Annotated in this window: 23 protein-coding genes; 11 read left to right on the forward strand and 12 right to left on the reverse strand. The window is 71.9% G+C overall.

The genetic code is table 11. The features are described from left to right. Positions 1-7: 7 nt before the first annotated feature. Both ACNYC2_RS19040 and ACNYC2_RS19045 read right to left on the reverse strand, forming a co-directional pair. Positions 8-2,863, reverse strand: a complete 2,856-nt coding sequence (locus ACNYC2_RS19040) for a CHAT domain-containing protein (RefSeq protein WP_419703295.1) — start codon at positions 2,861-2,863, stop codon at positions 8-10. After that, complete coding sequence (locus ACNYC2_RS19045; protein WP_419703296.1) at positions 2,860-3,330, reverse strand: hypothetical protein; 471 nt, start codon at positions 3,328-3,330, stop codon at positions 2,860-2,862. The genes ACNYC2_RS19040 and ACNYC2_RS19045 overlap by 4 nt, the downstream gene beginning before the upstream one ends. Before the next feature lie 242 nt (positions 3,331-3,572). Here ACNYC2_RS19045 and ACNYC2_RS19050 point away from each other — a divergent pair, with 242 nt between their 5' ends. Further along, on the forward strand, positions 3,573-4,166 hold the full coding sequence (locus ACNYC2_RS19050) for an HhH-GPD-type base excision DNA repair protein (RefSeq protein ID WP_419703297.1): 594 nt from the start codon (positions 3,573-3,575) through the stop codon (positions 4,164-4,166). Positions 4,167-4,202: 36 nt separating this feature from the next. Here ACNYC2_RS19050 and ACNYC2_RS19055 read toward each other — a convergent pair whose 3' ends face one another. After that, positions 4,203-4,775, reverse strand: coding sequence for a PIN domain-containing protein (locus ACNYC2_RS19055; protein WP_419703298.1), 573 nt, complete (start codon positions 4,773-4,775; stop codon positions 4,203-4,205). Positions 4,776-4,779: 4 nt separating this feature from the next. Beyond that, on the reverse strand, positions 4,780-5,301 hold the full coding sequence (locus ACNYC2_RS19060; protein WP_419703299.1) for a helix-turn-helix domain-containing protein: 522 nt from the start codon (positions 5,299-5,301) through the stop codon (positions 4,780-4,782). A gap of 325 nt (positions 5,302-5,626) precedes the next feature. Between ACNYC2_RS19060 and ACNYC2_RS19065 the strand changes: the two genes are divergently transcribed. Both ACNYC2_RS19065 and ACNYC2_RS19070 read left to right on the forward strand, forming a co-directional pair. After that, positions 5,627-6,073, forward strand: a complete 447-nt coding sequence (locus ACNYC2_RS19065; protein ID WP_419703300.1) for an RNA polymerase sigma factor — start codon at positions 5,627-5,629, stop codon at positions 6,071-6,073. Beyond that, entirely contained in the window at positions 6,073-6,606 is a 534-nt protein-coding gene (locus ACNYC2_RS19070) for a hypothetical protein (RefSeq protein WP_419703301.1), read from the forward strand. Before ACNYC2_RS19065 ends, ACNYC2_RS19070 begins: the two co-directional genes overlap by 1 nt. Positions 6,607-6,634: 28 nt before the next feature. Here the strand turns inward: ACNYC2_RS19070 and ACNYC2_RS19075 are convergent, their stop codons facing one another. From ACNYC2_RS19075 to ACNYC2_RS19085, 3 genes are read right to left on the reverse strand one after another with little or no spacing between them, the layout of a single operon-like run. Next, on the reverse strand, positions 6,635-7,507 hold the full coding sequence (locus ACNYC2_RS19075) for a putative RNA methyltransferase (RefSeq protein ID WP_419703302.1): 873 nt from the start codon (positions 7,505-7,507) through the stop codon (positions 6,635-6,637). Positions 7,508-7,549: 42 nt separating this feature from the next. Further along, the gene (locus tag ACNYC2_RS19080; protein ID WP_419703303.1) at positions 7,550-8,605 is read right to left on the reverse strand and encodes a diaminopropionate ammonia-lyase; all 1,056 of its coding nucleotides are present in this window, start codon (positions 8,603-8,605) and stop codon (positions 7,550-7,552) included. Positions 8,606-8,646: 41 nt separating this feature from the next. Then, complete coding sequence (locus ACNYC2_RS19085; protein WP_419703304.1) at positions 8,647-9,102, reverse strand: DUF1772 domain-containing protein; 456 nt, start codon at positions 9,100-9,102, stop codon at positions 8,647-8,649. A gap of 200 nt (positions 9,103-9,302) precedes the next feature. On the opposite strand from ACNYC2_RS19085, the gene ACNYC2_RS19090 reads away from it, so the two are divergent. The 4 genes from ACNYC2_RS19090 (at position 9,303) to ACNYC2_RS19105 (ending at position 12,331) form a co-directional block, all read left to right on the forward strand. Further along, complete coding sequence (locus ACNYC2_RS19090; protein WP_419703305.1) at positions 9,303-9,926, forward strand: DUF4126 domain-containing protein; 624 nt, start codon at positions 9,303-9,305, stop codon at positions 9,924-9,926. Beyond that, positions 9,910-11,007, forward strand: coding sequence for a winged helix DNA-binding domain-containing protein (locus tag ACNYC2_RS19095; RefSeq protein WP_419703306.1), 1,098 nt, complete (start codon positions 9,910-9,912; stop codon positions 11,005-11,007). Before ACNYC2_RS19090 ends, ACNYC2_RS19095 begins: the two co-directional genes overlap by 17 nt. A 40-nt stretch (positions 11,008-11,047) precedes the next feature. Further along, positions 11,048-11,737 (forward strand): SIMPL domain-containing protein, encoded by a 690-nt coding sequence (locus ACNYC2_RS19100; RefSeq protein WP_419703307.1) that lies wholly within the window; start codon positions 11,048-11,050, stop codon positions 11,735-11,737. A gap of 117 nt (positions 11,738-11,854) precedes the next feature. Continuing rightward, positions 11,855-12,331, forward strand: coding sequence for a TIGR03668 family PPOX class F420-dependent oxidoreductase (locus ACNYC2_RS19105; RefSeq protein WP_419703308.1), 477 nt, complete (start codon positions 11,855-11,857; stop codon positions 12,329-12,331). A 10-nt stretch (positions 12,332-12,341) separates the two neighbouring features. Here the strand turns inward: ACNYC2_RS19105 and ACNYC2_RS19110 are convergent, their stop codons facing one another. After that, on the reverse strand, positions 12,342-12,722 hold the full coding sequence (locus ACNYC2_RS19110) for a VOC family protein (protein WP_419703309.1): 381 nt from the start codon (positions 12,720-12,722) through the stop codon (positions 12,342-12,344). A 93-nt stretch (positions 12,723-12,815) separates the two neighbouring features. Here ACNYC2_RS19110 and ACNYC2_RS19115 point away from each other — a divergent pair, with 93 nt between their 5' ends. Continuing rightward, complete coding sequence (locus ACNYC2_RS19115) at positions 12,816-13,547, forward strand: TetR/AcrR family transcriptional regulator (RefSeq protein ID WP_419703310.1); 732 nt, start codon at positions 12,816-12,818, stop codon at positions 13,545-13,547. Positions 13,548-13,674: 127 nt separating this feature from the next. Here the strand turns inward: ACNYC2_RS19115 and ACNYC2_RS19120 are convergent, their stop codons facing one another. The 4 genes from ACNYC2_RS19120 to ACNYC2_RS19135 all read right to left on the reverse strand — a co-directional run bounded on the left by ACNYC2_RS19120 (position 13,675) and on the right by ACNYC2_RS19135 (position 16,024). After that, positions 13,675-14,262: a 1-acyl-sn-glycerol-3-phosphate acyltransferase gene (locus ACNYC2_RS19120; RefSeq protein WP_419703311.1), complete on the reverse strand. Its 588-nt coding sequence runs from the start codon at positions 14,260-14,262 to the stop codon at positions 13,675-13,677. Between the two features lie 119 nt (positions 14,263-14,381). Next, on the reverse strand, positions 14,382-14,753 hold the full coding sequence (locus tag ACNYC2_RS19125; RefSeq protein ID WP_419703312.1) for a DUF1232 domain-containing protein: 372 nt from the start codon (positions 14,751-14,753) through the stop codon (positions 14,382-14,384). A gap of 70 nt (positions 14,754-14,823) precedes the next feature. Further along, positions 14,824-15,507: a YdcF family protein gene (locus ACNYC2_RS19130; RefSeq protein ID WP_419703313.1), complete on the reverse strand. Its 684-nt coding sequence runs from the start codon at positions 15,505-15,507 to the stop codon at positions 14,824-14,826. A gap of 190 nt (positions 15,508-15,697) precedes the next feature. After that, positions 15,698-16,024 (reverse strand): helix-turn-helix domain-containing protein, encoded by a 327-nt coding sequence (locus tag ACNYC2_RS19135; protein ID WP_419703314.1) that lies wholly within the window; start codon positions 16,022-16,024, stop codon positions 15,698-15,700. A gap of 163 nt (positions 16,025-16,187) precedes the next feature. On the opposite strand from ACNYC2_RS19135, the gene ACNYC2_RS19140 reads away from it, so the two are divergent. Genes ACNYC2_RS19140 through ACNYC2_RS19150 form a run of 3 tightly spaced genes read left to right on the forward strand, consistent with a single transcriptional unit; the run spans position 16,188 to position 22,575 of the window. Next, positions 16,188-17,705, forward strand: a complete 1,518-nt coding sequence (locus ACNYC2_RS19140) for a DUF3375 domain-containing protein (protein WP_419703315.1) — start codon at positions 16,188-16,190, stop codon at positions 17,703-17,705. After that, positions 17,702-18,424 carry a DUF4194 domain-containing protein gene (locus ACNYC2_RS19145; protein ID WP_419703316.1) on the forward strand — a complete coding sequence of 241 codons (723 nt, stop codon included), beginning with the start codon at positions 17,702-17,704 and terminating at the stop codon, positions 18,422-18,424. The genes ACNYC2_RS19140 and ACNYC2_RS19145 overlap by 4 nt, the downstream gene beginning before the upstream one ends. Then, the gene (locus ACNYC2_RS19150) at positions 18,421-22,575 is read left to right on the forward strand and encodes an ATP-binding protein (protein WP_419703317.1); all 4,155 of its coding nucleotides are present in this window, start codon (positions 18,421-18,423) and stop codon (positions 22,573-22,575) included. Before ACNYC2_RS19145 ends, ACNYC2_RS19150 begins: the two co-directional genes overlap by 4 nt. Positions 22,576-22,641 lie beyond the last annotated feature (66 nt).

Below are 22,641 nucleotides of genomic sequence, written 5' to 3' on the forward strand. Positions count from 1 at the left end.
TTCCCAGTCAGCCTGCCGGGGCTCCAATGACGGACAGGACGGCCCACCGGTACAGCGGCTCCTCGTTGTGTCTGCCTTCGCGGAGGATCCGGGAGAGCACAGCCGGCGCGTCGCTGTTGTGCGCGAGCTCCGTGTAGAGGCGCCTGAGGCAGTCCGTCGCCGGGCCTTCGTACGCATCCATCTCGAACGACGACGACACCACCTGCTGGACTCCCGCCGTCAGTGCCGCGAGAGCGAGGCCGAGGGGTTCATGCGGATCGTCTCCACCTGGGTAGCCGCTGTGGCACGAGGCGAGCGACAGGAAGCGTGGCGGCATTCGCTCGCCGTCCAGGTAGTCGGAAGCTGACAGCACCGGTCGATCGCCGTCCAGTACGGCCTGCGCCATGCCGGGCTTGCGATTCCCGTGTGCCGCCAGAACCGCGGTCCGGTAGCGGTGACCTCCGCGGACGAACGCCTCGCGAACCTCAGCTGCACTGCTCAGTTCGACAGTCTCCCCGCCATGGTGTCGGAGCGCATCAACCTCCGGCGCAACGATCCCCGAGCCGGGCGCTTGCCAGGAGACGGCACCGGTGCCGTGCTCGGCGCCCGCCGCGCGGCGCCTCGCGAGCTCGATGAAGAAGCGGATCGACGGCGCAAGGACGATGTCAGCCCTGTCGATGAGGAGACCGGCGCCTTCCCCACCGATCGGCACTCCAGCAAACGGAACAGCCCACATCCAGGACGTCGGGACGATGACCAACCTGACGGGTGACGATGCGTTCCCCAACGCCGCGGCGAACTCCGGCGGCAGAAGGCGACCCACGGCGTGCAGATCGGAGGCGGTGAGACCGACTCGATCTACTAGGCCCTGGCTTCCCGGGCGCACGAGCGTGTCACGCAGAAGCAGCAGGTCCTCGTCGACCTCGGTGACGGCGACGGCAGTCTTCCCCTCGGACGAGCGCCAGACAGCAATGACCACATCTCCCGTGTCGTCAGGAACGGTCACCAGTGCCAGGACGTCCTGCGTTACCGCTGCGATTGCTTCCCAGTCGACCGGGACCGCCCCCACTGCAGAGGCGAAGAGATCAGACGTACGCCGTCCCAGCTCAGCGTAGAGAGACTCCAGCCGTTCAGTCAGCGCGTCCGCCGAGAGACCAGTCCATGCTCCTTCGACCTCCGCGGACCGCACGGAGCGAACGACGGTCGCGCCAGGCATGGCGCCCAGCAGCGCCGAACTCGCACGGTCGATCTCGGCGAGCAGTTCTCGCACGTCGTCGGGCAGCGCCTGGCTATCGCTGCGTAGCAGCCCCGCCAGCCGTTCGGTGCGAAGACGCTCGACGAGCTCGAGGGCAAGGTCCGCATCACCCAGCCGGGCCGCGAGCACCGCCGCCCGTTCGTAGTTGGAACGGGCAACGAGTCCCACGTTCCCTCGGGCGGAACCTTGCGAGACAGCTCCCCTGATCGCTTCCGAGTGACGCAACATCGATCGGATCGCATCCAGCGCCTCGTCCGCGGCACCCGCGGCATAAGCGGCCTCCGCGCGGCACGCCGTCGCGGCCACCGCCATCGCGGTCGCCTCGCAGGCGATCGCCCTGGACTCGGCCTCGACATAGGCGGCCCGGGCGGCTTTCCACCGCCCTGTCGTCCGGAACCTCTCTCCCTGGACGAGCTTCTCCAGGGCCATGTCGAACTGGTTCGCGACGTCGGCCGACGCCCGACGCTTCAAGGGCCGTCCCGCAGCCATCAGGTCGAGCACGCCGATGTGCCACTCGATGCTGCGCCGGCCGGGTTCGAGTCCCGCGTCGCGATAGGAACGTGCCGCGCGACGCAGGTCTCGACGTGCAGCGCTGACCGCAGCGATCAGGCGAGGGGTGTGCCGAACCGAGCGGATGACCCCGCCACCACCTCCACGAGCCAGCGCGAGCCGCGCCCGCGCCTTGTAGTAGTTGCCCGTGCTGACCCTGTTCCCACCTGCCGCCGTGTACAGCTCCATGTACTCGTCAAGCTCATCGGCCGCCTGGTCGAACGCTCCTGCCGCCAGGTGGAGATGAGCGAGCGGAAGCAGTATCTCGGCGCGCGTGATCGGGTCGTGCGCGCCATCGACCTCCTCGGCCAGCATCGCCTCGGCAGCCTGCCAACGGTCCGAGTCGGGCGCGGCACCACGCTGGAGGATCTGCCCGAGAAAGACGACGGACAGCAGCCGCAGGTCGACCGAACCGATCTCGACGGACCGTTCGCGGACCTCTTGCAGCAAGGCGATCGCCCGGTTCTCGTCGCCGCCCGCGTTCCACGCCCGCGCCACGAGAACATCGGCCTGTCCCGCAAGATACAGATCACCGGTCCGTCGATGAGTCTCCGACGCCCCACCCGCGAGTCGTCGAGCGGCATCGTGCTCGCCGTCGATCAGCGCCCACGCCGCGCGCTCTCGCTGCAGGTCGGCAAGCAGGTCCTCGTCGTGGACCTCGGCTGCCGTCCGCTGCGCGGCGTCGAGCGTCGACCGCTCGGTCCGTCCCACCGTGATCCGCTCGCAGCGCGCGTAGCCGAGCTGCGCGGCAAGGCGTCCGTCCTGGTTCCCGGCCTGGTCCCACGCGTGAAAGGCAGCGCTGTAGCAGGCCTTCGCCCGCTGCAGGTCGCTCTCGTTCCATCGAAGGTTCGCCTCGGCAAAGGTCAGCAGCACGTGCTCCGGGCCAGCACGGCGGGCAGCCTGAAGAACCTGTGCGGCCTGAGGTAGGCACCCACGCCTTCGCAGGACTTCGATCAGCTTGATCGTCTCGGTTCCCTGACGACGCAGGACCCGTTCCGCTTCGGCGAGGTCGGTCCCGGCCAGTGCCCAGCCCGATGCAGCCGGGCCGGAGCCGACCGGCTCCAGGCCCGGATACCTCATGCGCCCTTGTCCTCGATCTCCACCGAGGCCTGGCCGCCAACCTGGTTCCTGGCGATCTGGGCGATCTCCTGCACGCCCTTGCCCGCCATCCCACCGATGGCATCGACGACGGCCTTGACGATCTCGAACGTCTGGTTGGGCAGCTCTTGCACGTGAACCGTCACGGAGCCGTCGACCGCGTGGACGATCACGTACCCGTACGCGAGCCCGCGATCGCGACGGGCCAGCTGCTCCGCACCAGGCCGCAGGTCGATGATCTGCCCGCCGAGGTACCGGTCGTGCCAGCGCTCCATCACGAACGAGACCACGGGCAGGAGCCCGACGAGCGCCAGGAGCAGAACTGGGTCCGGAGTCCGGACACCTATCCGCTCGACCGTCACGCCGTGCTCGTCGCAGAGCGCCCGCAGGTACCGCTCGCCCTCCTCGTCGACAGCGTCGACCGTCTTCCGAACCGTCTCCGAACCCATCAGTCGAGTACCTCTCTCTGATGCGGCGACAGCCGCTTCCACCGTGAGAACTGCCCGGGTCTCGCTGCCTAATTGTCGTTCTTGTCTGATCGTAGGCGCCGACCGGGTGTCGCGACGTCGGGCGCGCTGGTCACGAAAGCGATCAGTGGACTGAGCGTTTGTGCCGCTCGGCGAGTTGCCGACGTCCGCGGGGCGTTTTCTCGCAGTTGGCCTGAGTGACTGATCGCCGTCAAGATGGAGCTATGGCCACCCAGCTCTGGATCACCGGCGACCCCGACACGGACCGGCTGCTGAGCGAGGACCCGTTCGCTCTCCTCACTGGCATGTTGTTGGACCAACAATTCCCCATGGAACATGCGTTCGCCGGCCCCGCCAAGATCCGCGACCGCATGGGCTCCTTCGACGTGCACGCCATCGCGGAGGCCGACCCTGACGAGTTCACCACCATGGCGACCACACCCCCGGCGATCCACCGCTACGGCCGGTCCATGGCAGGTCGTGTGCAGGAGCTCGCCCGCACGATCGTCGAGGAGTACGACGGCGACGCCGCGAAGATCTGGACCGCGCGCGGCGCCGACGGCGGAGCCCCGACCGGTCGCGAGGTGCTCAAGCGGCTCAACGCCCTGCCCGGCTACGGGGAGCGCAAGGCCAAGATCTTCCTCGCCCTGCTCGGTAAGCAGCGCGAGGTCCAGCCTGAGGGCTGGCGCGAGGCAGCAGGCGAGTTCGGCGAAGAGGGCTCCCACCGCTCGATCGCCGACGTGACCAGCGCCGAGGCGCTGCTGGAGGTCCGCGCTTTCAAGAAGGCCCAGAAGGCCGCAGCCAAGGCAGCAGGCTGAGAGACACCCGTCGCTGAACCGCCCGCAACGCCGAGTTCAGTGCGCTTCGCGAATCATCGCTGTCGCCTGTTGCATGCCATAGCGTGAGTCCAGAAGGTCGAGCAGATCGCCGATAGTGCGTTGCGGACTGGAGTACCTGGCGCTGATCTTGCCCAGTGCCCGCACAGCGGTTTCCGGTGACACCGAGACCGAGTCCGCCGCAAACCGAGCTGCGCGGACCACCGTCAGCCCGTCCGGCAGGAGCTTTGCCGGCAAGTCCTTGACGTTGTCGCTGACTATCACGCCGGCACCGCCTACGACCGCTGCCGCGACAAGATGCTCGTCGTCCGGGTCAGGTAGACCGTAGGAGCCCTCCAACGGCTCCCAACCCTCGACGCACGAGTCATCGAAGGCCCAACCCATCTGGTCGATCAGGCGACGGGCTGCCCCGCCTGCCTGCTCCGGCTCGGCACCGCGGCGGACCCGCTTGTCCGCCTCGACCCGCACCAGCTCGTCAAGGATCGCTTGGGACCAGATCGGCCGATACAGACCCTCAGCGGCCATACTGAGCAGGAAGTCCCGCTGCAGGCTCGGCCACAGGACCGATGTGTCCAGCAACGCCGTGAACATTCGATCACCCTCGCCGGTACGCTGCAGCCGCGCTTCGCGCCTCACGCAATCGTTCGATCATCTCGGCAGGGTCGTCCTCGTCGTCCAGGTCCACCGCCGTCGCCTCGAGCATCGCGTACTGGCGCGCCCGACGTCGCTCACGGTAAGCGAGCACATCGCCCAGCAGCAGTCGACGCCGGTTCCCGTTGCGCTCCGCAGCCAGTTCACCCGACTCGACCATCCGCACCACCGTCGGACGCGATACGCCCAGCAGGTCTGCCGCCTGCTGGGTCGTCAACTGCGGCTCGGTCGGAGAGACCGTGACGGCCTTACCCGCAGCGAGCGCCTCGACCACCTGCAGCAGGGCGCGGTACACGGTTCCAGGCAGCTCGATCTGCTCACCTTCACCACTGCCGACCAGCAGGAACCGGCGTACGGGCTCGGCCCCACGCTTCTCCGCATGAGCCGCCAGAAAGCTGAGCACCTCAGCCGCTTCCGGTTCCGATCCCTCTGGCACATAGGTGTGCGTCACCATGTCTGCGCTCATCACGACTCCTTCATCAGGTATCGAACATAGCGTACGTGCTTTCGTAACGTTCGAATAGCGGGGCGATGCGTGGCGCCGCGGTGAGTGTGAGCAGGGACGCACGCCATCACCGCGCAGTGATGTGACGTGGACGACACCGACCGGGTGTCATGGCGAGCCCGCTCCCGGACACCGACCGTTTCGCAGGCCCGCAGCAGCCCGCACCCGTCCCACTGCCGCACCCCCGGGAGACGTCCTGTCCACCCATACCGAGCCACGCGACGTCTCTTCCGGTCCGCTCACGCCGGACCAGACCGAGTCGCTGTTCGCCGACCACGCACGCGCGGTGCACAGGTACGCGCGAACCCGGCTCGCCGCGGCCGAGGCGGAGGACGTCGTGGCAGAGGTCTTCGCGATCGCCTGGCGCAAGGGCGAGCTTCCCGACGACCCGCGGGCCTGGCTGTTCGCCATCGCCCGGCGGGTGCTGGCCAACCAGGTCCGGGCCGAGCGGCGTCGGACGGCCCTCGCCGAGCGGACGCTGCGCCACCCCAGGGCTCCCGGCCCGGACGACGCCCGCCTGGTGGACGAGCTCGACGTCCTCCACCGCGCGCTGGCGCTCCTGCGCCCGACCGACCGTGAGGTCGTCGAGCTGCTGGCCGCCGCTGAGCTGAGCACCGCCGAGATCGCCCAGGTGCTCGGCTGCACGACGGCGTCGGCCGCCACCCGCGTGTACCGGGCACGACGTCGGCTGCGCGCCGCCTACCGCACCGTGACCGAAGGTCAGGAGACCTGATGAGAAAGCCGGATGACACCCTGACCCGCGCGCGGCGTGCCTTGAGCCAGGTCGACCTTGAGCTGGACCTGACCCGCACGCGTTCCGACGCCCTGGTGCGCACCCGGTCCCGTACCGCCGCGCAGCCGGCGCCAGGGCCGGAGCCGGACGACGCCTCGTCGTCCGGGGTGGAGATCCTCCGGTACGGAGAGCGGCCGGCACTCCCCCGCCGTCGTTCCGCGGTGTGGGCGCTGGCGGCCGCGGTGGTTCTGCTCGGCAGTGCCGGGATCGGCACGGCTCTGCTGTGGCCAGAACCGGGCGGAGTCATGCCAGGCGCTCCGGCCTCGCTCGCGCCGACCCCCACCATGCCGACGAGCACGCCGAGCACCGGACCGACCCCCGGTCCGCGCGAGTGCGCGTCATCGGCGCGTGCGTCGCGACCGACGCCGGGGCCGGAGAGGCCCGGGCAGCCGTCCGACTCACAGCCACCGAACGGCTGCGACGCGGCGCCGTCACCGTTACCCTCCACCGCCGCGGACCAGACCGGACCGTGAGCCAGGGACGACGGAGCACACCACAGGGTCACCGCCTGCGATAGGCCGTGGCCAGCACCGACACCGTCACCTGCTCAGGCAGCTCGCCGTCGTCGGCCAGCTCCGCCTCCGTGACGTGGCGCGCGCTCGGCGTCATCAGCACCAGGTCAACAGCCTCCTGCCGGGTCAGCGGCGTCGTGTACTCGACCTCCACCGTGCGCGCGGGCTCGAAGTACGGGTCCAGGGCCTGGTGCAGGCGCCGCTCCTTGTCCGGGTCGACGGTCACCATCTGCGTGACCTGGCTGCGCAGCTCGGCCAGGTGCCCACCGAAGGGCCGCACCACGACCAGGACACCGCCCGGGCGCAGCACCCGGTCGAACTCGGCCGGGTTGCGCGGCGCGAACACGTCGAGCACCACGTCGACCTGCTCGGACGCGATCGGGAACGGCCGGAAGACGTCCCATGTCGCCGCCGCGGCCCGCTCGTGCGCCTTGGCCGCCACCCGCAGCGCGTGGGCCGAGGTGTCCAGGCCCAGGCCGACGGCGTCGGGCAGCGCGTCGAGCACTCCCGCGAGGTAGTAGCCGGTACCGCAGCCGACGTCGACCACCGTGGCCGGCCCCGCCTGGCGGCCTGGGCGACCGGAGAGATCCGCCTCGGCGGCGAGCTCAGCGACCGCGTCACGGACGGGCGCGTACCGCCCAGCGGCCAGGAAGTCGCGCCGGGCCCGCGCCATCGGCCCGTCGTCCCCGCTGGTCGCGCGAGCGCCGGTCAGCAGGCCGACGTACCCGTGCCGGGCGAGGTCGAAGCTGTGCCGCTGCGGGCAGCGCAGCGCCCCGTCGGCGGGCGACAGCTCGGCGCCGCACGACGGGCAGCGCAGCAGCGGCAGGATCGGTTCGAGAGCGGCGGGAAGGGAAACGGGCACGAGCACACTCCTGGCGGGCGATGGGGGGGCGGACGGACGGGGTCAGACCCGACCCTCGGGAACGGGGTTCGCCGCCCGGCCCTCCGTCGACAGGAGCAGCACCACGGCGTCGGACCGCAGGCCGATGGCCTCGCGCCAGCCGGACTGGCCCAGCACCAGGCGGGCGGCCGCGAGGGTCGCCGCGCCGCAGGGTCCGGAGTCGACGCCGAGGCGCGCCAGGTCGTCGACGGCGGCGGCCGCCTGGTCGTCGGAGACGGTGACCGCGCCGTCCAGCCCTTCCCGCAGCACGGGCCACGCGAGCGCCGAGACGGTGCCGCAGTTGAGGCCGGTCATGATCGTCTCGCCGGGCGGGGCCGTGACGGGTCTGCCCGCGCGCAGCGACGCGACCAGCCCGGCGGCCCGGTCGGGCTCGACGGCGAGCAGCGTGCCGCCGTCGGACCCCGCTCCGCGGTAGTGGCTCACCACTGCCTGCGCGAACGAGCCGACGCCGACCGGCACGACCACCAGGTCGGGCCCGGCGACGCCGAGCGCGGCGAGCTGGTCGTCGGTCTCGAGGCACAGCGTGGCGTAGCCGTCGACTATCCACTGCGGGACTTCCGTGTACCCGGGCCAGGCGGTGTCCTGCACCAGCACCGCGTCCGGGTCGGCAGCCGCATCGGCCGCCGCGCGAGCCACGACGTCGTCGTACGTCCCGTCCACCTCGACCGCCTGCGCGCCCTCCGCGCCTATCGCCTTCTTGGCGGCCTCCGTGATGCCCGGCGGGTAGTAGATGGTCGCGGCGGCACCGACCAGGGCCGCCACGTGCGCGACGGCGCGGCCGTGGTTGCCGTCCGTCGCCGCGTACAGCCGGACGGCGCTGCCTCGGACGGCGGAGCGCACCGCGTCCAGCGTGGCCGCGGGCAGCCCGAACCGCTCCGCGAGGGCACGCGCCGTCGCGTAGGAGGCGCCGAGCACCTTGAACGACGGCAGCCCGAGCCGGCTGGACTCCTCCTTCACCAGCACCCGTCCGACACCGAGCTCCGCCGCGAGCGCGGGCACGTCCCGCAACGGTGTCGGCTGGTATCCGGGCAGGGTGCGGTGAAAGTCGATGGCGGGCATGTGCTCGATTGTCCCCGACGCCCCCACCGGAGGCCGACCGGTCAGAGCAGACCGACCGCCGCGAGCACGGTCGCCACGACGCCCGCACCCGTGCGGACGTGGTTCCACGCGGTCCACGGCCGCCAGTAGGCGCGCCAGCCGGCGGCCTTGTCGTGATCGGCGAGGAGCCGGTTGTTGAGGGGCACGTTCAGGGCCATGGTGACGCCGAAGGTGCCCACCAGGTAGACGGCGGCACCAGCGAGGACCCAGCCGCCGCCGTCGTGCCCCTCGACGAGGCCCCAGATGCCGGTACCCACCGGGACGAGGAGCGCGCCGAAGAAGACGCTCATGAACGGGGGCAGGAGTGCCGTCTCGTTGATGCCGCTCATGCCGGCTCCGGCGGCCTCGTCCGAGGCACGGGCGAGGCCGCCCATGATGAACGACGAGAACCCGTAGAACACGCCCGCCGAGAGCCCCAGCAGCACCACCGACGCCACGGCGAAGATCGTCCAGACCATCAAGTGCCTCCCGGGCAGCGCACCAGTGCGGTGAAGCAGCAACTCTTCCACGCGGGGTCCGCATCTTCCAGGTGTTACGCACGCACGTCCGTGATCGACCCGCCGGGTCTGCCGCCCCGGGCTGCACTCTGGTAACAGATCGGGCACACCGGACACTTTCGAGCCCCGGAGTGTCGGTGTGCCGTGGAACACTTCGAGTCATGCTCGAACTTGCCACCGGAACCGGACTCGCCCTGTCGGCGGGCCTCAACGCCTGGATCCCCCTCATCTTCCTCGGCGTGCTCTCGCGCTTCACGGACCTCGTGACGCTGCCGAGCAGCTGGGCGTGGCTGGAGAACGGCTGGGTCCTGGCGATCCTGACCGTCCTCCTGGTGCTGGAGTTCGTCGCGGACAAGATCCCCGTGCTGGACTCCATCAACGACGTGGTGCAGACGGTCATCCGGCCCACCGCCGGTGGTATCGCCTTCGGTGCCGGCTCGATGTCGGAGACGGCGACGGTCACGGACCCGAGCACGTTCGTGCAGTCGGGCCAGTGGATCCCGATCGTCTCGGGCATCGTCCTGGCGCTCGGCACGCATGCCGCGAAGGCCGGCGGGCGGGTCGTGGCCAACACCGTCTCCGGTGGCACCGCGGCGCCGGTGGTCAGCGCCGCGGAGGACGTCACGAGCATCGGTCTCGGCTTCCTGTCCGTCCTCGCCCCGCTGGCGATCATCCCCGTGATGATCCTGTTCGTGATCGGGGCGATCATGCTGATCCGAAGCCTGGTGAAGCATCGCCGCGCCCGAGCGGCGGGCCACGGCGGCGACGATGCCTACTACGTCTGACATCCGCGAGATCCAGCGCGCCCGGCTCACCTCGGTGGGCCTGGGCACGCTGCGGCCGCCCGACGACGCGGGCGGCGTCCCAGCCGTCGTCGCCCGGCTGGGCGCCGTCCAGTCGCAGGAGCTGCACTCCTCCGCGTGGGGCGTGGCGCAGCGGCTGGCGACACCGGCGACGCTCGCCGGGGTACAGGCCGCGCTCGCCGACGGGTCGATACTCCGCACGCACATCCTGCGTCCCACCTGGCACTACGTCGTCCCCGGCGACCTCGCGCCCCTGATGACCGTCACGGCGCCCCGGGTGCGCCGGGCGATGCTGTCGGCGGAGCGGCCGCGCGACTTCGACCACTCGCTGCTCCCCCGCCGGCACGCGGTGGTCGCGGAGGCTCTCGCGGTCGGCCCGCTGACCCGCAAGGAGATCGGCGTGGCGCTCGCCGAGGCGGAGGGGGCGCCGGTGGACAGCTGGCACCTGGGCCAGGTCATGATGCACGCCGAGCTCGACCTGCTGGTCGCGAGCGGTCCCATGCAGGGCAAGCAGGCCACCTACCGGCTGCTTCCCGAGCAGAAGGCCTGGGACGAGGACGAGGCGCGGATCCATCTGGTGCGCGCGTACGTGCGGGGACACGGCCCGTGCCGCGCCGAGGACGCCGCATGGTGGGCCACTCTCACCAAGACGGCGGCCCGCGCGGCGGTGGCCGACGCCGGGCTGACCCGCCACGAGCTGGCCGGCATGACCCTCTGGACCGACGGCGACCTGCCGGAACCCGCTCCGGAGGGCACGGTCCGCCTGCTGTCGGTGTTCGACGAGCTCTTCTGCCACGACTTCAAGGGCTGGCCCCCGCTGACCCAGGAAGACATGCCGAGTCGCTGGCTGTACATGGGGCTCGTGACCGTCGACGGGATGATCGCCGGCGGCTGGTCGCGGGTCCTCAAGGCGCAGAGCGTGGAGATCACCGTCGAGCTCACCGAGGAGCCGTCTCCGCGGGTCTGGGCCGCGATCGAGGCCGAGGCGGCGCGGTACGGGGAGTTCTGCGGACTCGAGCCGACCCTGGTCCGCGGAACGGTGGGCAAGGGCACCATCGGCTGACGGGTGGCGCAGGGGGCGGCGTAGTCGGCAGACTCCGCGTATGACTCGCATCGCCGTCGAAGGTCAGGCCACCCGTACCCATCCCGCGGAGCGGGGCACCGTCAACCTGCACGTCGCGTTCTCGGGCACCCTCCGGAACGACGTGGTGGAGCAGGTAGCCAGGACGCACACCATCCTCGTGGAGCAGGTGAAGGCACACGTCTCGACGGGCGCCGCCGAGCGGTGGGACGCCGACTCGGTGCACTCGTACGTCTACGACGACCGGGTCAAGAACTCCCAGACGGGCGGCAAGCAGCGGATCCGCCGGTTCCGCGCCTCGGCGCGGCTGTCGGTCACGTTTCGCGACTTCGAGGTGCTGTCGACCTGGCTCGCAGACGTCATGGACGTCGACGGCGTGGAGATCGACCGGATCACCTGGAACCTGACCGACGAGACCCGCAAGGCGCTCCTGGCCGAGGCCCGGATCGAGGCGGCCGAGGAGACGGCGGTGCGCGCGCAGTCGTACGCGGACGCCCTGGGGCTCGGCCCGGTCGCGCCCGTCGCGATCTTCGAGGCGGGCCTGCGCGGCGGTGGCAACGGAGGCGGCGGGCACACCCCGATGTACGCCATGCGCGCAGGGATGATGTCCGACGGCGACGGCGGCGCGCAGGTCGAGCTCCAGCCCCGGGACATCGACGTCGACGTCACGCTGTCCGCCGACTACGAGGCGGGCGCGCCCGCCGAGGGCTGACCGCTCACGGAGTCGACCATGCGGTTGCTGCCAGTCCGAGGGTCAGACTGGCAGCAACTGCATGGTCAGCTCCTGAGGTGCCGGGGTCGACAGCTCCCGCTTCGGCAGAATGAGGTCGTGCGCCTCGATCTCGACGCCTGCCGGACCCGGTTCGCCGCGGCCCGGCACGCCTACCTCGCCACCGCCGACGCCGACGGTGTGCCGCACCTCGTGCCGGTGACGTTCGCGGTGCTTAGCGCGGCACACTGCGCCACGGGCGATGCGCCGTCCGACACCGCGGCCGGCGCACCGACGGGCGACGAGGTCGTGGTCGCCGTCGACCACAAGCCCAAGACCACGCGCGACCTGAAGCGCCTGCGCAACCTCGCCGAGAACCCGCGGGTCGCGTTCCTCGTGGACCGGTACGACGACGACTGGGCACACCTCTGGTGGGTGCGGGCCGACGGCACCGCGACCGTCGAGCACGAGGGCGAGCCCCGCGCGGCGGCGCTGGACGCGCTCGCCGCGCGGTACCCGCAGTACCGCGAGCGCAGGCCGGACGGGCCGCTGATCAGGGTGCGGGTGACCCGGTGGTCCGGCTGGGCGCACGGTTAGCCGGGCGCGGTCAGGCCACCCAGTGGACGAGCTGCCACACGATCCCGTTGGCGTCGGCGAACTGGCAGTAGCGCTCGCCCCAGGGTTCGGTCTCGGGCGGCGTGACGACCTCCGCCCCGGCGGCGGAGATGCGGGCGAACTCGGTGTCGACGTCCTCCACGACGAACGCGACGAGCAGGCCCTGGCCGGCCGGTCCGGCGATGCGTTCGGGCTTGAAGGTGCCCAGGCCAACTCGCAGGAACACGATGTTGACGCCCGCCGTGGGGTGCGTGAGCGCCACGAACCCGTCCGCGGACATCGTCTCGGTGAATCCGAAGTGCTGCTTCGCGAACTCTGCCGAAGCGGCGACGTCGGGCACGTTGAGGGACAGGGCGGTCTCGGTGATCTTCAAGCTGGCTCCTCGCGTCGCGATTAACTCTGTACGGCGTACAACGTAGGATGGTTGCAGAATGTTCCCGGCCTGTCACACCGATTCTGGAGACCCATGCCTCGCGAGCTGATCGACCTGCTCTGGCGCGACCATCCGGCCGCCCCGCAGGGCGGCACGCGCGGCCCGCGGTCGCGCGTCACGACCGGTGCGGTCGTCGACGCGGCCTGCACCCTGGCGGACGCCGAGGGCCTCGCCACGGTCACGGTCCGGCGCCTCGGCGAAGCCCTGGGCATCTCGACCATGTCGGTGTACACGCACGTGAACGAGCGTGACGACCTGCTCGTCCTGATGGCCGACGCCGCCCACGCGCGCATGCCGCTGCCCGCCTACGGCGACGCCGGCTGGCGCACCCGCGTGCGCCGGGTCGCTGACGCGAACCTGGCCCTCCACCTCGAGCACCCCTGGCTGCTGGAGATCGACGACGAACGCACGGCGTTCGGCCCCGGCACCATCGCCAAGTACGACCACGAGCTGCACGCCCTGGACGCGCTGCCCCTGGACGACGTCGCCCGCGACGCCGCGCTCACCTTCGTGCTCGACTTCGTGCGGGCCGCCGCCCGCGCACGTCGACGTGACCCGCGGGCCGACGAGATGCCGCAGATCTGGGCCCGGTGGGCCGGCCCGCTCGCCGGGTACCTGGGCGACGACTACCCGCTGGCCCAGCGGGTGGGCGGCGCCGCCGGCGAGGAGATGAACGCGGCATCCAGCCCCGAGCACGCCTGGGAGTACGGGCTGGCGCGCGTGCTCGACTCGCTGGCCCCGGTCGTCGACGAACCGGACGCGTAAGAAGCCGTAACCAGCCCCAAGGGGACGCACTCCCGGACGGATGCCGACACCGCCGTCAACCATGCAAGCACGTTGAGTGCTGGGTATTTGTCGACATACTGGACAGGAATCGACAAATATCCAGCACTCAGCTGGGTTCGTCCTCCGAGCGGAGGCGCGGCTCGGTGCGGTTGGCCGGGTTGACTCCCGACTTGTCCGCGTAGAACTCGCGGATCACGTCCATGTCGGCGCGGACGTCGCCGGTGAGCTGGATGCTCGGCCCGAGTCCGGCGACCTTGGCCACGCCGTCGACGTAACCGAGCGTCACCGGAAAACCGGACTTGAGCGCGATCCGGTAGAACCCCGACTTCCAGTAGCCCGAACCGGCGCCGCGCGTACCCTCCGGCGTCACGACCAGGTGGAACTCCTCGCCCCGCTCGACGGCCGCGAGGATCTCCTCGACGATGCTCGCCGGGTCCTTCCGGTCGACGGGGATGCCGCCCAGGGACCGCATCAGGCCGGCCATGGGGCCCTTGAACCAGGAGTCCTTGATGAGGAACCGGATCTTGAGGTCCATGTCGAACGCGATGGCGAGCATCAGGAAGAAGTCCGTGTTGGACGTGTGCGGCGCGCCGATGAACACCGTGGGCCGGGTCGGGGCGGGTTCCGAGCGCATCCGGTAGCCGGTGACGGCCCAGATCAGTCGTGCGAGAGCCCGGCGGATGGTGCGTGACATCGTCGTCCTCGAGTCAAAGGTGGATCGGGTGAAACCTCAGGCAAAAACGCAGAATCTCAATTCTGACAGATCCCGCGAACGCCCAACGACCCGCCCGGCCCGCCCGTTCCCGACCGGTGTCAGCGCTTGGGCCTGCGGCCCGGCGTCACGTCCTCGGCGGTCCCAGGGATGGTCTTGTCCGTCGCGTACTTGCCCGGCGTCTCGCTGCCCGACGGCGCGGCCCCCGGCGTCGTGCCGCCCTGCTTGGGGGTGCTGTCCCCGGGGACGCCCGGCTTCGGCCGGTGCTGCCGGAACCGCTGCACCGCCTTGAACAGGGTCACGCCGGCGATGACGATCGCTATCGCGTCGTCGCCCAGGCCGAGCGGGCCCAGGACGCCCTCCGACAGGAGGTCGATCGGGCTGGCCACGTACCCGGCGCCCGCGATGAACGTCAGGATCTCCTGCCAGGTGAACTTCCTGGGATCCTTGCCGCGCTTCTTCTCATCGCCCATGCCCGGAAGGTAACGGAGAACCGGACGACTCGCCAGGGATGTACGAGTCGTCCGGTTCGTGACGTCTACCTCACACGTCGATCGGGCGCCGGTCCTCCACGAGCCGTGACGTGTACCCCGCGGCCACGAGGCGGTCGAAGGCGACCACCACGTCGTCCGGCACGTCCTCCTCGTGGTAGATGAAGCCGAGCTCCGCGTACAGCGTGAGGCGCTGCGTCTCGCCGACGAGCATGTCGACCACCCGGTCGGCGTCACCGTTGATCCGGACGTACTCGTCGAGCGGCATCGGGCGGGACACGCACCGCACGTCCACTTCGGGCCACACGACCCGGCACGTCGCGAACGCGCGCCGCTGCTGGTACGGGTGGGAGACGAGCAGCACGGAGGAGGGCTCGATCCCGTGCTCGGCGAGCAGCTTGCGGCTCAGCTCGAGGTTCTCGCTCGTGTTGGTCGCGGCCGGCTCGACGAGCATCGCGGTGCCCGGCACGCCGCGGGCGATGGCGTGGTCGCGGTAGCCGAACGCCTCACCCTCCGGGAAGGCGTCGATGGTGGTGGGCGCGTTGGCGCCCGTGAAGACGATCTGCCGGAACAGCCCGTCGAGGTAGAGGTCGGCCGTGTAGTCGGCCACGCCGAGGTCGTGACCGCCCAGACCGATGCAGACGTCGACCGGTCGCGGCTCGTGCTGCAGGTCGTGGAACGCCCACAGCGTCTCTACGTCCTCCCGCACTTCGGCGGGGATCATGACGTTCGGCATATGACGACCATATTGCTCGGAGGAATGACCGGCACAATCTGAGTGTGGGTACGGGCCGGGATTCCGCGGTAATGACGCGCTATTTCACTACCAGCAGGAACATGCGGGCCAGGCCCTCCACCGCAGCTCTCGCGCCCCCCGCGCAGACACCCCATAAGGACACAAGGTAACGGACAACGGCGGACCTGCTCTAGCGGTCAGGATCGTCCTCGCCCTCGTTCCGCCCCTCGGCGGTCGTGGCCCCGACGACGTGGTCCTCGAGCTTGCCCGAGAACAGGTCGTAGTACTGCAGGTGCAGGTGGTAGCCCGCGCCCAGTGCGATGCGCCGGATCATGCCGAGCGTGGGCTCCACCTGACCGGACTCGATACGGCTGATCGTCGACGTGGGTACGCCCGCCAGCACTGCCAGCGAACTCATGCTGAGCCCTCGCTCGGCACGGATCCTGACAACGATCTGGGCTGCAGTGGTGAGCAAGACGCCCCTCCCGTCGACGCTCGGCCATCGAAAACGTGCCATGACGCACGACAGGGCCTCCCGGAAAGTGAAGATCTTTTTTCCGGCAAGCCCTGTGCGACTGACTCTATACGTCTATGGCCGTCGCGGCTCATCGACAGGGCAGGTGTCACGGATTCCGCCGGGGGTGCCGCTCCGACACGTTGGCCTACTACTCTCAGCCCCCATGGGCACAGCGAGCACACCGGGTGACGCGGCCGTGTCCCGGCAGTCCGCCGGGCACGGCTCAGGTCGGCGCGGCCAGGCGGCGCGCAGCGTGCGCGCCCTCCTGCAGGAGCACCCCGCGTGGGTGCTGCTGCGCTCGAGGAACGCCGCGGCCGCCGTCGTCCTGCTGGACCGCAACCTCGGCGCCTCCCGCCGCAGGCTGCCCGTGGAGCAGCTCGCGGACCGGATCGACGACGACCTGCCCGAGCTGCGCCGCGCCGGTTTCGAGCTGCCCTACTCCGGCTACTTCTACGTCTCCGAGTGGATCGACGAGGGAGTGCTCGTGCGGCGGCGGGCCGCGCAGGTGGCGGGCGAACCCGGCACCGAGACCGTCGAGCTGTCCGACGGCGCCCTGCTCGCCGTCCGCTTCGTCTCCCGGCTGAGCAGACCTCACCCGGCGGTGACGCCCTCCAGGCTCAGCACGATCCTCGACGGCCTGCACACGCTCGCCTCCGATGCGGACCCCGACCCTGAGACACGGCTCGCGTCCCTGCTGGAGCAGCGCGCCGCCCTGGACGCCAGGATCGAGCGGGCCCGCCGGGGCGACTCGGACCCGTTGCCCCCTGAGTCCGCCGCCGAACGCGCCCGCGAGATCCTCGCCCTGGCCGGCGACATCCCCGCCGACCTGGCCCGCGTCCGCACCGACCTGGAGCGCACGGACCGCGAGCTGCGGCGCCGCCTCCTGGAGTCCGACGGCTCGCGCGACACGTTCCTCGACGACATCTACCGCGGCGTGGACCACCTCGCCGAGTCCGAGGCGGGGCGCGGCCTGGTCGCGTTCCGCGACCTCCTGCGGCAGACGGAGCACACGGCGCAGGACGACGTCGGCCGGGTCCTCGACACGGTCCACCTGGCACCCGCCGAGGCATCGGCGCTGCGCCGTCTGCTGCCCACGCTGCAGGACGCCGCCGACGAGCTCACCGACACGATGGCCGGCCTGCGCCGCGCCCTGCAGCGCATGGTCCGGTCCGGCGAGCTGCCCGCCGAGCGCGCCCTGCGCCGTCTGCTCGGCCAGGCGCAGGACGCGGCCCTCGCCGCAGCCCCCGACGTCGCGCCCGGGGCCGAGATGCGCCTCAGGCTGCCGCTCGGCACCGTCGCACCCCGGTCCGTGGGCGGCCTGCAGCCGCACAACCCGGGCGGGGAGGACGCGGAAGCACCGCCCGCCGCGCCCACTCCCCCGCCCCGGATCGTCTCGCTCTCGGCGCTGCGGGCGATGGCCCGCGACTCCGAGATCGACGTGGACGAGCTGCGCGGGCACGTGAACGAGCGGGTCGCGGCAGTGGGCCGTGCCACCGTCGCGTCCGTGCTCGCCGCGCACCCGGCCACCCAGGGCGCGGCGAGCGTCGTCGGCCTGCTGACGCTCGCCGAGCAGAACGGCGTGGCCACCGGAAAGAACGAAGACGTGAACTGGCGGTCCTCGCGCGGTGTCGTGCGACGGGCCGTACTACCCCAGCACCAGTTCGAGGAGCATGTCCCGTGACCGAACCCACCGTGACAGGAACCGGCCAGGCGACGCCCGGCACCACAGACCTCACCAGTGCCCGGCCAGGCCGGCCGGCCGGCGGCGGCGTGTCGTCGGGCATCGGGAGCGGAGCCGTCCCGGACACCGGGAACGACGCCGGTACCGGCGCGCACCTCTGGCCGGGTGATCACGGCACGCTGCCCGCCCCGGCCCGGCTCGCGCTGGCCCGCCTCGTGCGCGGGCCCTACCTGGCCGCAGAGTCCGACCCGGACACCTGGCGTGCGCTCCTGTCGCACGAGGACATGGTCCGCGAGCGCCTCTCCGACCAGTACCTCGACCTGGTGGTCGACGCCGACGCGCAGGTCGCATTCGTGCGCGACGTGCCGGCGGCGGACGCGCCGCAGGTCGTGCGCGAGCTGACGCTCACGTTCCTCGACACCGCGCTGCTGCTGCACCTGCGTGCCCTGCTGCTGGACTCGCCGGACGGGCGGGTCGCGGTCAGCCGCGACGAGGCGGCCGACCATCTCGGCCAGTACCGGCGGCGCGGCGGGGGCTCACCCATGGACTTCACGCGGCAGCTGGACGCGACGTGGGCCCGGCTGACCGAGTCGGGCATGCTGGAGCCGCTCAGCGGGGACCGGTGCGTGGTCTCGCCGGTGCTGCGGACCGTATTCGGTGCGGACCAGGTAGCGGCGCTGAGCGCCGAGTACGCACGACTGGCGAAGGAGAGCGCATGAACACGCCCCACCCCGGACAGTGGCGCCTCGCGCGCGTCGAGCTGGTCAACTGGGGCACGTTCTCGGGGCACCACGTGGTGCCGGTCCCCCGCGAGGGGTTCCTGCTCACCGGCCACTCGGGTTCCGGCAAGTCGTCGCTGGTCGACGCCGTCGCGGCGGTCCTGACCCCGCCGGAGCACCTGCGGTTCAACGTGGCGGCCGCCGGCACGGGCGCGACCGAGCGCGAGGCGGGCGACCGCGACATCGTCTCGTACGTGCGCGGCGCCTGGCGGCACCGCACCGACGAGAGCACGGGCGAGGTGGTCGCCGACCACCTGCGTTCGGGTGCGACGTGGTCGGGCATCCTGCTGCACTACTCGAACGGCACCGACGCGCCGGACGCCGCCGTGACGCTGGTGCGCCTGTTCCACCTGACGCGCGGGTCCTCGGCCCCGTCCATGCTGCACGTGGTGGTGCCGGACGACGTGGGCCTGCTGGAGTTCGAGCGGTACGTCCGGTCCGGGCCCGACGTCGCCGGTGTGACCGGCGCCTGGCCCACGGCGACGGTGAGCGAGCGGCACGGGCCGTTCGCCGCGGCGTTCACGCAGGCGCTGGGGATCGGCTCGGAGCAGGCGCTGGTGCTGCTGCACCGCACCCAGTCGGCGAAGAATTTGGGCAGCCTGGACGACCTGTTCCGCGGGCACATGCTCGACGAGCCGAGCACGTTCGAGCTGGCGGCGCAGGCCGTGGACCAGTTCGCGGACGTGGCGCGGGCCTACGCCGACATCGAGACCTCGCGCCGGCAGATCGAGCACCTGAGTCGGCTCGCGACCCTGACGAAGGCGTACGACGAGGGGTCGTCGGCCGGCGTGCGCGCGGCCACGCTGCGCGGGTCGCTGGAGACCTTCAAGGACGCGTGGAAGCTCGACCTGGCGCACGGCGCGCTGGCGGAGGCGCGGGCGGCCGAGGACCGGGCGCAGCACCACCGCCAGGCCGCGGACACCGAGGTCGACGTCGCGGCGAACACCCACCAGCAGGCCGTCAACGTGCTCGGCGCCCGGGGCGGCCAGGCGCTCGCCACGCAGGCCGACCGCCTCCAGCGGGCCGGCGAGATCGCCGCCCTGGTCCGTACGCGGCGCGGTGAGCTCTCCACCGACCTGCAGTCCGTGGGCATGAACATGCCCGAGACGTTCGCGGAGTTCGCGGCGCTCAAGGAGAAGGCCAGGTGGGAGCTCGGCGGCGCCCGGCCGCTGGCCACCGGCTCGGTGCCGACGCTGACGGGCGCCCTTCCCGCCGTCGCCCCCGCTCACACGCCCGCCCACTCGACGGGGCAGGTGCCCGCCGTCACGGCCCCGGTCCCGTCGGCCGCCGGGGTCGCGACCGGTGCGCTGCCCGCCGTCACCACCGGCGCTCTCGCGACGGTCGGGCGGTCGCGTGCGCCCGAGGCGTTCGACACGAGGATCCGGGAGGCGCTGGCGGCGCGCTCCGCCGTCGGACTGCGGCACGAGGCCGTCGCCACGCGGATCCAGGCGGTACGGCAGACCCAGACGAACGTGCCCGCGGAGCTCGCGGCGGCCCGCCGGGCCGTGGCCGAGGCCGCGGGGCTCGAGATCTCCGCGCTCCCGTTCGCGGCCGAGCTGCTGCGCGTCCGGGAGGAGGACGCCGACTGGCGCCCCGTGATCGAGGGGGTGCTGCGGCCGCTGGCCACCGTCGTGCTCGTGGCCCCCGCGCACCGCGCGGCCGTCGCGAGCGCCGTCGGGGCCGGGCCGGGCCTGCGCTACCGCGTGGTCGGCGTGCGCAACGACGCGCCGCGCTCCACGGACTCCGCCTCGCTGGTGCACAAGGTCGAGGTGAAGGACGGCCCGATGTCGGGCTGGCTGCACCGGCGCCTGTCGGAGCAGTACGACTACCTGTGCGTGGACGACCCGTCCGGGCTGGACCGGCACGAGCGTGCGGTGACCCGTGCCGGCCTGATCAAGCACGGGCCCGAGGAGATCGAGCAGCCGCTGCTGCCCGGTGTCGAGGACTGGGCGCTCGGCTGGGACGCCGACGACCGCCTCGACCAGCTCCTGGAGCTCGCCCGGGCGACGCAGGCGCGCCTCGCGGAGGCCGACGCCGCCGTGGCCGACGCCGTCGCCGAGCAGCGTGAGGCCGTGCGCCGCCAGCTGACGCTGCGGCACGTGGCCCGCCGGGAGTGGCGCGAGGTGGACATCGAGACCGCCGAGGCCGACCTGACCGACGCGCAGGCGTCGTTCGACAGGCTGCTCGACGGCACGATGGACCTGCTGCAGGCGTCGCAGGACGTCGCGGCGGCCGAGACCCGCCTGGACCAGGCCCGCGCGGCCGCGGCGGTGGCCGCCGACACGCTCGCTGAGGCGCGCGCGCACCGTCGCTCGCTGGAGCGCGTGGTCGCCGAGCTCGGTGACGCCCCGACCAACGCCATCCCGCTCGCGCACCGCGAGGAGCTGGAGAAGCGGTACGCCGCCGTCCGCAAGACGGTGACGCACGAGGTGATCGACGACGTCTCGCTCACCGTGTCCCGCACGCTCGACGCGGAGCGGGAGGCCGGGCTGCGCACCTCCGGTGCCGCCGAGCGGGAGATCGTCGGGCTGCTCGCCGAGTTCCGCCGCCGCTGGCCGGCCATCACCCGCGACCTGACGGCGCAGGTCGGCGACCGCTCGCGGTATCTCGAGGTGCTGGAGCGCATCCGCACGTCGCGGCTCCCGGAGCAGGAGGCGCGATTCTCGGACCTCCTCACCGACCAGGCCCGGCGCGCGCTGCGCAAGCTCGCCGCCGAGATCCGGCAGGCACCCGCGGCCATCCGGGAGCGGATCGTCGGCGTCAACACGTCCCTGCGCCGCTCCCCCTTCGACACCGACCGGTTCCTGGAGATCCGCGTCAAGGAGCGCAGGCCCGCGGCCGTCGAGGAGTTCCTCGCGACCCTCGACGCCCTCACCAGCGACACCGAGCCGGAGTACGAGGTGCTGGAGCGCCTGGTGCGCCGCCTCGGGACGAGCGATCCCGCCGACCGGGCGTGGCGTGCGCTGTGCCTCGACACCCGGCGGCACGTGCACTTCACGGGCGTCGAGGTCACGGCGGGCGGTATCGCGCTGGCCGTGCACGACTCCTCCGCCGGTCTCTCCGGCGGCCAGCGGCAGAAGCTCGTCGTCTTCTGCCTGGCCGCCGCCCTGCGGTACCAGCTCGCCGGCGCCTCGGACTCCGCGACGCCCGCCTTCGGCTCGATCCTCCTGGACGAGGCGTTCGACAAGGCGGACACGGCGTTCACCCGCACCGCCATGGACACGTTCGCGGCGTTCGGGTTCCACATGATCCTGGCCACGCCGCTCAAGCTGCTGCAGACGCTCGAGGACTACGTGGGCGGTATCGGCCTCGCGACCTGCCGGGAGATGCGGGAGTCGCGCGTGGACGTGGTCCTGCTGGAGTCCCCGCTGCCCGACGTCGACCCGGTCGCCTCGCCAACCCGGGGCGGGGCGGGTGTTTCGGTGCCGGCCAGGACGACGCCGGTAACCGTTCCTTCCCCGCGGCCGGCCGACGGGCAGCCGTCGCCGGGCGTTCCCGGGCCTTCGGTGGGCACGGCCCCGACGCCGGTCGTCGCTCCGTCGGGTGGTCCGACGCCGGCAGTCCCGTCGGCGCCGACGCCGGTCGTCGCTCCGCAGAGCGCTGTGCCGCCGGCAGGTGCGGCACCGGCACCGGCTGGTCCACCGCAGGCTGGTCCTGCGCCCGCTGGTTCGTCGCCTGCTGGTCCTGCGCCCGCCGCTCCGCAGCCAGCCGCCCCGGCACCAGCAGCTCCGCCGCAGGCCGGTGTGGTGTACCCCGATGCCCCCGCACCCCGCGCGCCGGTTCCGACCGCCGACTCCGGAACGCCCACGCCGCCGCGCGGAGTCCCCGCAGCGCCTCCGCCGCCCGCTCCGGAGTCGGGGTCAGAGTCGGGGTCGGGGTCGGGTTCCGAACCGACGTCGGCCGCGGACCCGACCTCGGACTCGAACCCGGCGGCGGCGTCAGGGTCGGACTCGGCCCCGAACCCGGTATCGGCGTCGGACTCTGCCGAGAGCGGCGGACCGGAGCCGGACTGGTCGGTGACCGTCACCCCCGAGGACCGGGACGACACGTCGCCGGTCGTCAGGATGACCTCGCGCCGCCCGTCTCTCTGATCGACGGGGCGCCACCGGCCGCCGTCCCCCAGCCCAGTGATCCGGCCCGGAATCGAGCGACGTTCG

The sequence above is a fragment of the Promicromonospora sp. NFX87 genome, assembly GCF_048564965.1.
Lineage (GTDB): Bacteria > Actinomycetota > Actinomycetes > Actinomycetales > Cellulomonadaceae > Promicromonospora.